The organism is Variovorax sp. J22R115 (assembly GCF_030317005.1).
In the GTDB taxonomy this organism is placed as follows: domain Bacteria; phylum Pseudomonadota; class Gammaproteobacteria; order Burkholderiales; family Burkholderiaceae_C; genus Variovorax.
In genome coordinates, this window is record NZ_JASZYM010000002.1 from 155,669 (window position 1) to 167,795 (window position 12,127).

12 protein-coding genes are annotated in these 12,127 nt (G+C 64.6%); 9 read left to right on the forward strand and 3 right to left on the reverse strand.

What is annotated here, in order from left to right:
• Positions 1–4: 4 nt before the first annotated feature.
• Entirely contained in the window at positions 5–1,198 is a 1,194-nt protein-coding gene (gene hmpA, locus QTI04_RS03660) for an NO-inducible flavohemoprotein (protein ID WP_286614246.1), read from the forward strand.
• Positions 1,199–1,210: 12 nt separating this feature from the next.
• On the opposite strand, the gene QTI04_RS03665 is transcribed toward hmpA, so the two are convergent.
• Positions 1,211–2,035, reverse strand: coding sequence for an oxaloacetate decarboxylase (locus QTI04_RS03665; protein ID WP_286614247.1), 825 nt, complete (start codon positions 2,033–2,035; stop codon positions 1,211–1,213).
• 258 nt (positions 2,036–2,293) lie between these two features.
• Between QTI04_RS03665 and QTI04_RS03670 the strand changes: the two genes are divergently transcribed.
• Positions 2,294–2,872 (forward strand): thioredoxin family protein, encoded by a 579-nt coding sequence (locus tag QTI04_RS03670; RefSeq protein WP_286614248.1) that lies wholly within the window; start codon positions 2,294–2,296, stop codon positions 2,870–2,872.
• Here QTI04_RS03670 and QTI04_RS03675 read toward each other — a convergent pair.
• The gene (locus QTI04_RS03675) at positions 2,836–3,576 is read right to left on the reverse strand and encodes a response regulator (protein WP_286597919.1); all 741 of its coding nucleotides are present in this window, start codon (positions 3,574–3,576) and stop codon (positions 2,836–2,838) included. The two genes, QTI04_RS03670 and QTI04_RS03675, sit on opposite strands and share 37 nt — an antisense overlap.
• A gap of 113 nt (positions 3,577–3,689) precedes the next feature.
• Here QTI04_RS03675 and QTI04_RS03680 point away from each other — a divergent pair, with 113 nt between their 5' ends.
• The 7 genes from QTI04_RS03680 (at position 3,690) to QTI04_RS03710 (ending at position 11,477) form a co-directional block, all read left to right on the forward strand.
• Entirely contained in the window at positions 3,690–4,475 is a 786-nt protein-coding gene (locus tag QTI04_RS03680; protein ID WP_286597917.1) for a hypothetical protein, read from the forward strand.
• Between the two features lie 107 nt (positions 4,476–4,582).
• The gene (locus QTI04_RS03685; RefSeq protein WP_286614249.1) at positions 4,583–5,947 is read left to right on the forward strand and encodes an ATP-binding protein; all 1,365 of its coding nucleotides are present in this window, start codon (positions 4,583–4,585) and stop codon (positions 5,945–5,947) included.
• Between the two features lie 29 nt (positions 5,948–5,976).
• Positions 5,977–7,770, forward strand: a complete 1,794-nt coding sequence (locus tag QTI04_RS03690; RefSeq protein ID WP_286614250.1) for a cytochrome c biogenesis protein DipZ — start codon at positions 5,977–5,979, stop codon at positions 7,768–7,770.
• A gap of 45 nt (positions 7,771–7,815) precedes the next feature.
• Positions 7,816–8,772, forward strand: a complete 957-nt coding sequence (locus QTI04_RS03695; protein ID WP_286614251.1) for a LysR family transcriptional regulator — start codon at positions 7,816–7,818, stop codon at positions 8,770–8,772.
• A 322-nt stretch (positions 8,773–9,094) separates the two neighbouring features.
• On the forward strand, positions 9,095–9,523 hold the full coding sequence (locus QTI04_RS03700; protein ID WP_286597910.1) for a hypothetical protein: 429 nt from the start codon (positions 9,095–9,097) through the stop codon (positions 9,521–9,523).
• Between the two features lie 179 nt (positions 9,524–9,702).
• Positions 9,703–10,632, forward strand: a complete 930-nt coding sequence (locus QTI04_RS03705) for a Ku protein (RefSeq protein WP_286614252.1) — start codon at positions 9,703–9,705, stop codon at positions 10,630–10,632.
• Positions 10,629–11,477: a tetratricopeptide repeat protein gene (locus tag QTI04_RS03710; protein ID WP_336621871.1), complete on the forward strand. Its 849-nt coding sequence runs from the start codon at positions 10,629–10,631 to the stop codon at positions 11,475–11,477. Before QTI04_RS03705 ends, QTI04_RS03710 begins: the two co-directional genes overlap by 4 nt.
• Positions 11,478–11,510: 33 nt before the next feature.
• Here QTI04_RS03710 and QTI04_RS03715 read toward each other — a convergent pair whose 3' ends face one another.
• Positions 11,511–12,110 carry an isochorismatase family protein gene (locus QTI04_RS03715; protein WP_286614253.1) on the reverse strand — a complete coding sequence of 200 codons (600 nt, stop codon included), beginning with the start codon at positions 12,108–12,110 and terminating at the stop codon, positions 11,511–11,513.
• Between the last annotated feature and the right edge of the window lie 17 nt (positions 12,111–12,127).

Consider the following 12,127-nt stretch of genomic DNA (forward strand, 5'->3'; position numbering starts at 1 on the left):
CTTCATGCTGTCCGTCTCCCAAAAGGCCATCATCACCGCCACCGTGCCCCTGCTCGAAACAGGTGGTGAAGCCCTCACGACGCACTTCTACGCCATCATGCTGGGCGAGCACCCCGAAGTCCGCCCGCTCTTCAATCAGGCCAACCAGGCGAGCGGCGATCAGCCCCGCGCGCTCGCGAACGGCGTGCTCATGTACGCGCGCAACATCGACCGGCTCGAAGCGCTGGGCGACCTGGCGACCCAGATCGTCAACAAGCACGTCGCCCTGCAGGTGCAGCCGGAGCACTACCCGATCGTCGGCGCCTGCCTGCTGCGCGCGATCCGCGAAGTGCTCGGCCCGCAGATCGCAACGGACGAGGTCATCGAGGCCTGGGCCGCCGCGTACGGACAGCTTGCCGACATCTTGATCGGCGCCGAGAAGCAAGCCTACGACGCGAAGGCCGCAGCGCCCGGCGGCTGGCGCGGCGGGCGGGACTTCAAGGTCGTGCGCAAGGAAGTCGAAAGCGACGAGATCACTTCCTTCTATTTCGCGCCGGTCGACGGCCAGCCCGTGCTCGACTTCGAGCCCGGCCAGTACATCAGCCTGCGCCTGGTCTTCGATGGCCAGGACATCCGCCGCAACTATTCGCTCTCGGCCGCACCGAACGGCCGGACCTACCGTATCAGCGTGAAACGGGAGCAAGGCGGACTCGCTTCCAATCACCTGCACGACCAGGTGCAAGTGGGCAGCACGATCGAACTGTTCCCGCCCTCGGGCGCATTCACGCTCGCAGAGAGCGACCGGCCGCTGGTGCTGATCAGCGGTGGCGTGGGCATTACGCCGACGCTGGCGATGCTCGAAGCCGCGCTGAAGACCTCGCGCGTGGTGCACTTCATCCATTGCGCGCGCGCACGCGGCGTCCACGCGTTCCGCCATGCCATCGACGCGCTGGCACAGAAGCATCCCCAGCTCGAACGCTTCTACTGCTACGACGAGGCGCCCGAAGCGCCGGGCGATGCCGACGCGCCGCACGCGGTCGGCCGGCTCGACGCGCAGAAGCTCGCCCAATGGCTGCCGGCCACGACGCGCGACGTCGACGCGTACTTCCTCGGCCCGAAGCCGTTCATGCGGCAAGTGAAGACGGCGCTGCGGACGCTCGGCGTGCCGGACCAGCAGGTGCGCTACGAGTTCTTCGGACCGGCCGCTGCGCTGGAGTGAGCGCGGCGACGCTCAATCGGTGCGGCGGAAGAACGCATTCAACTCGTCGCCCCGCGCCGCTTCGGCAAACCCGAAGCGGCCGTTCTCCGCTATCTCGCGCGCGGCCCGCATGAAGCCGCCCCACGCGGAACGAGCAAGCGCACCGCCCACGCTGATGCGCCGGACACCCATCGCCGCGACATCCTGCAGCGTGAATTCGCTGGCCGAGCCGATCAGCAGATTGACCGGCTTCGGCGCCACGGCGGCCACCACCGCTGTGATCTGCTCCCGCGTGCGAATGCCCGGCGCATAGAGGCAGTCCGCCCCGGCTCCGGCGTAGGCCTTGAGCCGGGCGATGGTGTCGTCGAGGTCCGTGCGACCGTACAGGAAATTCTCGGCGCGCCCGACCAGCAGCGTGTCGCCGCCGGCTTCGTCGATCGCCGCACGGGCAGCACGTAGCCTCGCGACCGCATCGCCGATGCTGCGCACCGGGTCGTCGGCGTTGCCCGTCGCATCCTCGATCGAGAGGCCCGCCACGCCCGTTTCGATCGCCATGCGAACGCTGAGCGCGACGCCTTCCGGGTTCTCCGCATAGCCGCTTTCGAAGTCTGCATTCACCGGCAGATCGGTAGCCTCCACGAGGGTGCGCAAGTGGGCCAGCACGGTCTCCCGTGAAGCCCCGCCGTCTGGAAGGCCCTGCGACCAGGCATAGCCGGAACTGGTGGATGCGAGGGCTTTGAATCCCATGCCCTGCAGCATCCGGGCACTGCCGACGTCCCAAGGATTTGGCAACACGAAGCAGCCTTGGGTGTGAAGCGCGCTGAATGCGGTGCGTTTCTCTTGAACGGTGCGAGTCATGGGATGTCTCCTGCGGTGTGTTGGTCCCTGAAATGGCCTGCGAGAGAGGCCTATGTGAATCACTTTACGGCTTCGAGGATGTCTCCGGCAGGGATGCAACTCCGATGCTGTATTTGTTGCGATCGACTTTCAGTGTGTCGCCAGTGAAACGTAGTGTGTCGACTTCGTGCGCCGGATACAGAGTCGTACGTCACAGGCGCCCACGAGGCACGTCGCGGCAGAAGATCCGTCCGTTCGACAACCCAGAAGGAAATCGCCATGAACATCCGAGCCAGTGCACTCCTCTTCGGCGTGGCCCTTGCGACCTCGCTTGCAGCCTTGACCTTCGCCGCGCCACCGAACGGCGGCGACACACCCACGGCCGAGCAGCGGACCGCCCCCGAGTTCCAGGGCATCGACACGTGGCTCAACTCACAGCCGCTCAAGCTGGACGAGCTGCGCGGCAAGGTCGTGCTCGTCGACTTCTGGACCTACACCTGCATCAATTGCCTGAACCATCTGCCCTACGTGAAGGATTGGCACGCGAAGTACAAAGACCAGGGCCTGGTCGTGGTGGGCGTGCACACGCCCGAGTTCGCGTACGAGAAGTCGACGAAGAATGTGCAGGAGGCCATCAAGCGCTTGCAGATCCAGCACGCCGTGGCGCAGGACAACAGCTATGCGACCTGGAAGGCGTTCAGGAACCAGTACTGGCCTGCGGTCTACCTCATCGACAAGCAAGGGCGCATCGTGTACTCGCACTCCGGCGAGGGCGCCTACGGCGAGACCGAGAAAAAGATCCAGTCACTCCTGGCGCAGCCTCAGTCGCGAGCCTCGACGGCCGACGCGAAGACGTAGCCCTCGCTTCGCACGGTCTTGATGTACCGCGGCTCGCGCGCATCGTCGCGCAGCCGCTGGCGCAGCCTGCTGACGAGCAGGTCGATCGAGCGCTCGAAGAGTTCGGCCTCGCGGCCCTGCGTCAGGCTCAACAGTTGATCGCGGCTCAGCACCTTCTGCGGATGGTCCAGAAAGATGCGCAGGAGCCGGTACTCCGCGCCGCTCAGCGCGACCATCGTGCCGCTGTCGTCGATCAGGTGTCGCGCAACGGTATCGACCTGCCAGTTGCCGAAGGCCAGCGTCCGGGCCGTCTCGGTCGAGTGCATGTTGGGCGGCAGCATGCGCGTGCGGCGCATCACCGCGCGAATCCGGGCGAGCAGTTCACGGGCGGAGAAAGGCTTAGCGAGGTAGTCGTCGGCGCCCATCTCCAGGCCGAGGATGCGGTCGGCTTCTTCGCTGCGCGCCGTCAGCATCAGGATGGGGATGGACTTGTGCCTGCCCGAGCGCAGGTCGCGGCACAGCGTCAGCCCGTCTTCGCCGGGCAGCATGAGGTCGAGGATGATCAGGTCGAAGGGACCTGACTCTTCGAGCGCCGCACGCATGTGGCGCCCCGTGGGCACCGAGGCCACGCGCAGGCCGTTCTTGACCAGGTAGGTGGTGAGCAGCTCGCGGATCTCGCGGTCGTCATCGACGATGAGGACATGGTCTGCAGGTCTGGGTTGCATGGCGATCGTGGTTCCGACGCAGGGCGTTGCCTTGCAATGTAGCCGGCCTTCAAGGGGATTGCGTCGCTTCATCTGCATCCAGCAGAATGGGCGGCTCTTCGCAGGAGACCCCCATGCTGGCTGGACTGGACGAGGCCGTACTGTTCATCATCGTTGTGGTGGCCTTCTTTGCTGCGCTGGAGATCGCCTTTCAGCTCGGCCGTCGCCATGTGCATCGGAGCGACGACACCTCCAGATCGCACATCGGCGCATTGCAAGCCGCATTGCTTGGACTTCTGGCATTGCTGCTCGGCTTCAATTTCGCGATGGCCGCCTCGCGTTTCGACGCCCGCAAGACGCTGATCCAGGAAGAGGTCAATGCCATCCGCACGAGCTATCTGCGAGCCCAGTTGCTGCCGCCATCGCAGCGGGAGCAGGTGTCGGACCTGCTGAAGAGCTATGTCGCAGCGCGTGTCGACTTCATGCAGGCCGGCGTCGACCGTACGCAGCTCGAAAGGACCAGCGCCGCCACGACGGACATCGAGTCTCGACTCTGGGCGTTGGCGGGCGCATCTGCGACGCTCAGCCAGGCCTCGCCGGAGCGAGTGCTGGTCATCCAGTCATTGAACGAGATGTTCAACACCAACGAGAAGCGCCGCGCCGCGCTGGACAACCATGTGCCACAGATCGTGATCAGCCTGCTGATCGCCGTCGCACTGGGCGCACTGAGCTTCATCGCCTATGGCTACGGTCTGACGGGCCGGCGACGCCACGTGTCGACAGCGCTCTTCGCACTGCTGATCGCGATGGTGTTCACGATCATCATCGACATGGACCAGCCGCGCAGCGGCCTCATCCGCGTCGGCGAGGAGAACATGGTTCGGCTCAAGGAGAGCATGGACCTGAACCTCGCGCGATAGCGCGATCGCCCTCGGTACGTATGGTCGTGTAGGTTGCCGTCCCCGGCAGACACACTGGAATACACACGAAGCGGCTGGAGGGTGGTTCGGGGCCTATAAACCCACCCATGCCTACTTCTGCAAGCCTCCATGCGCGCCCTCCGCCCCCCGCCGCAGGCTGGCGTCGGCTGGTCCCGCGCTCCCTCTTTGCACGCGTGACGGTGATCATCGTGGTGGGTCTGGCGATTGCGCAGTTGCTCACGTTCGCCTCGATCCGCTACGAGCGCGGCGTCGCACTTCGCGAACTGATGATGAGCGGCATCGAACGTGACATCGCGAGTTCGATCGCGATCCTGGACCGCCTGCCTGCCGAGGAACGCGCCGGTTGGCTCGAACGCCTCGAGCGGCGCAACTACCGGTTCATGCTGGGCGGCAGCGTGGAGGGCCCCCAGCCTGGGTCACCCGTCGCACGGGAATTTGGCGAGGCAATTGTCAACGCATTGCGTCCGTTCGAGGTCGTGAAAGTGGCACAGGCAGCCGAGCCGCACGAGGGGCTGCAGATTCAGGTGCGCCTGGCGGACGGCAGCACGGTGATCGTCCATGCGCGACGGGTGGGCATCCCTGTCTCCGCATGGGTCATGTGGGTGCTCTGGATCCAGTTGGCGGTGCTGGCCGTCTGTGCGTGGTTCGCGGTGCGCCTGGTCACACGCCCTCTCGCCCAGCTCGCCGCGGCGGCAGATGAGCTCGGACCCGACCTGAAGGCGCACGAGTTGGTCGAGGAAGGGCCGACCGAAGTCGTGCATGCGGCTCGCGCGTTCAATGCCATGCAGCGAAGGATCGCGGGCTACATGGCCGAGCGCGTGGAAATCCTCGCGGCCATTTCGCACGACCTGCAGACGCCCATCACCCGGATGCGCCTGCGCACCGACCTGATGGACAACGGGAAGGACCAGGTCAAGTTCAGGCAGGACCTCGATGCCATGAACGCTCTGGTGCGGGAAGGCGTGACCTACGCGCGCACCCTCCATGGCGCGACGGAGCCGCCCTGCCGCATCGATGCCGACGCGCTGCTCGAAAGCATGGTCGCCGACTACGAAGACTCCGGCCAGCCTGTGATGCTGGAGGGACGGATCGACGTGCCGGTCGTGACGCGCCCCAATGCCCTTCGGCGGATTCTCGTAAACCTCATCGACAACGCGTTGAAGTTCGGCAGCGATGTGCGCGTCCGTGTGCGCGTCGAAGCGGACCGCTGGGTGGTTGCCGTCGTCGACAACGGGCCGGGCATTCCGCCCGATCAGCTCGACGCCGTGCTCAAGCCCTTCCATCGCGTGGAAGGCTCACGCAACCGCAGCACCGGCGGCACGGGCCTGGGGCTTGCCATCGCGCAGCAACTCGCGGTGGCAATGGGCGCGGAGCTGAAGCTGTGCAACCGCGCCGAAGGCGGGCTAGAGGCCCGGCTCACCATGGCCACCGTTCAACCCGTCGCGACCTGATCGCCGCGGACCACCATCACCCCGACATCATGCTCATCCTCATCATTGCCTACGTGGGCGGCGTGCTCACCATCCTGAGTCCCTGCATCCTGCCGGTGCTGCCCTTCGTGTTCGCGCGTGCCGATCGCCCGTTCAGCTCGCACGGTCTGCCGATGCTGCTGGGCATGGCGGTGGCCTTTGCCGCCATTGCCACGCTGGCTGCGGTCGGTGGAGGTTGGGTGGTTGCGCTCAACGAGTACGGGCGCCATGCCGCGATGGCGTTGTTGGCGGTGTTCGGCATCACGCTACTTTTCCCAAGAGTCGCCGACCGCCTGACCAGACCGCTGGTCGCTTTGGGCACTCGATTGTCGGAGCCACAGCCGAATGGGACGACAGCGCCCGCTTCCATCGGCACGCCCCTGCTGCTGGGAATGGCTACAGGCCTGCTCTGGGCACCTTGCGCGGGGCCGATCCTCGGCTTGATCCTCACGGGGGCAGCCCTCAATGGCGCGAGCGTGGGCACGTCGCTGTTGCTGCTCGCCTATGCCGCAGGCGCTTGCACGTCACTGGCCGCTGCGCTGTTGCTGGGTGGACGAGCGTTTGCGGCGATGAAGCGTTCGCTCCACACGGGCGAATGGGTTCGGCGCACGGCGGGGGCGTTGGTGCTGGTAGGCGTCGGTGCGATTGCGCTGGGCCTGGACACCGGCTTGCTCGGCCGCCTTTCGATCGGGACCACGTCGACGCTGGAACAGGCACTCGTGGATCGCATCGGACTTCCGACGCCGAAGCCCCCACAGGCCGACACCCCCTCCACACTCGAAGACACAGAGTTGACGCTGACGGCAGCGGCCCGCAAGCCCGCGCCCTCGCGAACGCTGCGGACCGAGGGCCTTCTTCCTTCGTTCTCAGGTGCGACCGAATGGATCAACTCGGCACCGCTGACCCCCGAAGGTCTGCGCGGCAAGGTGGTGCTGGTCGACTTCTGGACCTACTCGTGCATCAATTGCCTCCGGACCCTGCCCTACCTCCGCGCTTGGGCCGACAAGTACAGGGACGTGGGGCTGGTGGTGGTCGGCGTGCATGCGCCGGAATTCGCATTCGAGAAGCGTTCGTCCAACGTTCACCGGGCAGTCGAGGATCTCGGCATCGGCTTTCCTGTCGCGGTCGACAGCGACTTTGCCATCTGGCGCGCTTTCGACAACCAGTACTGGCCCGCGTTCTATTTCGTCGATGCGCAGGGTCACATCCGCCATCACCAATTCGGAGAAAACCAGTACGAAGAATCAGAGCGGGTCATTCAGCAACTGCTGGCGGAGGCGGGGCGAACCAACGTTCCATCGGGGCTGGTTTCGCCGACGGCCTCGGGCGTTCAGGCCGCACCGGACGTCTCGCCTTCGCTCTCGCAAGAGACCTACCTCGGCTACGAACGGTCGCGCAACTTCGCCTCCCCGGGCGGCATTGCAAGCGACCGCGCCAACGTCTACCGACGTCCCGCTTCGTTGCGTTCGGACCAGTGGGCGCTCGCCGGCGACTGGACTGTGGAGCGCGAACGCGCGATATCGAACCGAACCAACGGGCGCATCGCCTATCGCTTTCATGCGCGGGACTTGCATCTGGTGCTCGGCCCATCGGCCGATGGGAAACCCGTGCGCTTCAGGGTGCTCCTGGATGGCAAGCCGCCGCTGTCGGACCACGGCTCCGACGTCGACGCCCAAGGCAACGGAATGATCGATGTACAGCGGCTTTATCAGTTGCTTCGCCAGACAAAGAGTACAAAGGAACACCTTTTCGAAATCGAATTTCTCGATGAGGGGGCACAGGCCTACGTATTTACCTTCGGCTAGGCAACCGCCCGTATCCTCAGGTTTTCGTGTTCAACACAGCCGCCTATGCACCAGGAAAGAAATGCCAACGGTGAACTGAGCTTCCATTTGCTCAAATGCCTGGTGGCGCTTGTCCGTCACTCGCACGTCTCGCGCGCTGCGGAGGCGATCTCCATCAGCCAGCCCGCAATGAGCCGCGCGATCGGCCAGTTGCGTACTGTCACGGGTGACCCGATCCTCGTGAAGGGCGGCAGCGGCCTGATCCCCACTGCCAAGGCGCTCCAATTGCGCGACTTCGCCGAGCGGATCCTGGAGGAGATGGATGAACTGCTCGGCAACGCGGTGGCTTTCGACCCGAGAGTCACTCGCTACCTGTTCCGCATGGTCGCCACCGACTATCTGGAGTGCCTCTTCGTCGACCACCTGGTGCAGCATCTCGGCACGGAGTATCCGGGCATTTCGATATCGGTACGACACCCGGTGCATCCTTCGCAGTTCAACAAGGTGCTCGAGGCGGGCGATGTCGACTTCTGCGTCGGCATCCTGCCGCCCAGCCTGCGCGAACTCCGCCACCGCCTGCTGTTTCGCGATCGCATCGTGTGCATAGCGCGCGCCGGCCACTGGGCCATGGGCAAGACGCTCACGCCGGCGGAGTTCGCGGGCCTCGAACACGTGGTGATCATGCCGAACACCGTGAACTGCTTCGGCGAATCCGTCGATCAGGCTCTGGCCGCGCAGGGGCTGCAGCGCCAGCGCCGCTACGTCACTCCGAACTACCTCACTGCACCTCACCTGCTGGAGAAATCGGACATGGTGGCGCTCCTGCCCCTGTCGCTGGCGTCGCGTTTTCGCGATCGCTTCGGGCTTGCCGAACTGGCATTGCCAGTGGTCGTGCCGGCGTTCGATGTCTACATCTCCTGGCACGACCGAACACACCGCCACGCGGCCCACATCTGGTTTCGCGACCAGGTCATGCAAAGCCTCGAACTCAAGGTGAAAGACGGACATTCGCTACGCGCATAACCTTCATCCATGCGCGGCATGGACTTCCTGCAGCAGACTCCCAATACTTAGGCGTCGCCGTCGAATCGGCAATCAAAGAGCAAGCAGGCATGCGGTTTTCGGAGTCTCCGGTCAAAGTTTCGCGACACGTCGCACTGCGGTTTCACTGGGAAAGCACTTTCCCGATTGGCATCACCCGGCTCCGACGACCGGAGCAGCAACGTGCATGCCATTGAGGCGCTCCGCGCCTCGAACCCCATCCTCGTTTTTCCGGCGTTGAAGAAGTGGCCCGCAGCCACGTCCGACGGCGCACGTATTGATGGAAGTCCAAGTTATGTCTTGCATGATCCAATCCGTTGATGACCTCGCCCAGTTGCCCGACGACGAACTGCTCCCCTGTCTCGGGGCCCTCCGGAGCGCCATTCATGAAGCCAAGCGCCAGCACGCGGCAGCACTGCGCGAACGCCTGATCCCCGAGGACTCAACCTTCGAATTCCAGTCCTTCAACTGGCGCCCCAGAGGCGCGCAGCGGTTCAACATGCCGATCCAGTTGAGCCCCGAAACGCCGATCGACGAGATCTCCGTGCGCGCGAGCGCGCGGGATGCGCTCAAGGAACTCAGCATCTTCTGCATCGAGGATCTCTCCGCGATCAGCGAGCAGGAGTTACTGAAAGAAGTCGCCATTGGCCCGAAGACGCTGGGCCGCCTGCGCGAAGTACTGTCGCGTGTCGGGCTCGACTTCCTGCCCAATCCCGAAGTGCCGCAAACATGACGAACGCCAATGCCATCAAGGGAAGGACGCCGCGTGAGTGACGAGAGAGAAAACATCGACTGGAAATCGCTGTATGCCTATCCGTCGCGCCTGCTGAAGTTGCGTCCCCCTCTGGCCGAGCGTCCAGGAAAGTGGCATTCTCCGGCCGGGGAGGTGCTGAATACCTCCTTGGAGGTTTCATGGCTGCACGTTCGATCGCCTCGCTATCGCTGAGCTTCGGGTTGGTTTCCATCCCGGTCAAGCTGTACTCCGCGACCGAAAGCTCCGGAGCGGTCAGATTCAATCTCCTGGCCAAGGACGGCTCGCGCGTGAAGCAGCAATACGTCTCGGAGAAGGATCAGTCGGTCGTGGTGCCCCGCTCCGAAATGGTCAAGGGCTATGAATTCGAGAAGGACCGCTACGTCCTCTTCACCCCCGACGAATTGAAGGCCGTCGAGGAAAGCGCGACCCATACGATCGACATCGTCGCCTTCATTCCGGAAAAGGCCGTCGACCCGATCTATTACGACAAGGCGTACTTCATAGCGCCCGACAAGCGCGGCGCCAAGCCCTACACCCTGCTGCGCGCGGCCATGCGCAAGAGCGGCCGGTGCGCGCTCGCGAAATGGGCCTGGAAAGGCAAGCAATACGTCGTGCAGGTCCGAGCCGCCGAGGACGGCCTGGTGCTGCAGCAGCTTCTCTACGCCGACGAGGTCCGTTCGCTCAAGGATCTGGAGATCGAGGAGATCAAGCCATCGGACGCGGAAGTGCAACTCGCGCTGCAGCTCATCGACCAGATATCCCAGGACAGCTACGACCCCGCGCAGTTCGTCGACGAGGAGAAGAAGCGGATTCTCGAGGCCATCGACGCGAAGATCGCGGGCAAGCAGGTGGTTGCGGTGGAAGAGCGTGAAACAGCGCCGGGCAGCGGCCAGATCATCGACCTCACCGAAATGCTGCGCGCCAGCCTGGTTCGCGCAGGTGCCGGCGGTACGAAACGCCCGGCGACGCCGCGTACGCCTGCCGCTGAAGTCGTGACACCGCTCGCTTCGAAGGAACGCAAGGGCGTGAAGCGCGCCCCTGCCAAGACGACGACCGCAGCCCCGGCCGCCGCGCGCTTGAGGAAGTGACCGACGTCAAGGTGCAGGCGCCCCACACCCTGCGCAGCCTCCAGGAAATGCTCGGCCTCTCCCGGAGTGCGATCTCGGGGTTGATCGCGAACGGCTTCGTCCATCCTGCGCGAGGACCGCGCAACGAGTACCGGTTTTCCTTTCGCGATGTCGTTCTGCTGCGTACCGCTCACGAACTCCAGGCCGCCGACATCCCGACGCGCAAGATCCTGCGCGCGCTGCAGCGGCTGAAAGCCACGTTGCCCGCGGAATTGCCCTTGACCGGCTTGCGGATCACGGCCGTGGGCAGCACGATCGCCGTGCGCGAACGCGACAGCCAGTGGGAGGCAGAGTCGGGCCAGTTGCTGATGGACTTCGAGGTTGCGGCCGCACGAGGCTCGGTGGCGTTCGTGGAGCATCTGCAGAGCGAAGACGCAAACCCGCCGCAATCGGTTCAAGCATCCGCGGACGCATGGTTCACGCAGGCTGAAGAACTCGAAACGCGGGATATGCAGGCCGCTGAAGCGGCCTACCGGAAGGCCGTAGCCATTGCGCCGGATTTTTCAGATGCCTACCTGAATCTGGGCGCGATCCTCTGCGAGACGGGGCGCCACGAAGAAGCCGCAGCCCTCTATGACGCTGCGTTGGGCCTGCGACCGAGTGTGGCGCTGCTGCATTTCAATCGTGCGGTGGCACTGGAAGACCTGGGACGCCTGCATGATGCGCTCGAGAGTTACGAGCGATGCCTCGAGATCGATTCGACCGTCGGTGATGCGCATTTCAACGCCGCCCGATTGCATGACCACCTGGGTCATCGGCGCGAGGCCATTCGGCACTTCAGCGCCTACCGCCGGCTTCAGAAATAGGGCACCGGCCCGGTTTTCGCGGGCCGCCAGCAGCTATTTGATCAACGCCAGCACTTCATCGAAACGGGGATGCTCCGCCGTGCGAAGCCACTCGAAGCCCACCATCTCGGTGGTCACCAGTTCCGCGCCGGCGCCCGCCAGCCGATCGAAGGCCGCGTCCCGGTTGCGCTCGGTGCGCGAGCTGCAGGCATCCGTGACGACCCAGACTTCGAACTCGTCCTCGAGCAGATCGAGCGCCGTCTGCATCAGGCACACGTGCGCCTCGCAGCCGGCCATGACGATCATGTTGCGCTCTTCGGCCGCTGCCGGCTTCTGGAGGTGCTTAGGGAGACTGCGGGCATTGCCCTGAGGCGCCTTGGCCGGCACGCGCAGCCATTCGCCAAGGCCTTCTTCCGCGGCGCTGAAATGCATCTTGGCGAGCGTGCGCTGGCACAGGACACGGATGTCGGGAAGGTTCTCGCCCAGCTTCGACGGGTTTTCCTCGGTGCCCCAGACCGGTACCTGCATCAGCTTGGCGATCTTGCCGAGGCGCACCGCATTCTTCGTCACGGCGTCCGCCTCGAAGATCGATGGCATCAGGCGCGCCTGATAGTCGACCAGAACCAACTGGGATTGCGATGCATCGAGCAGCATGGGAAAACGTCTTTCGC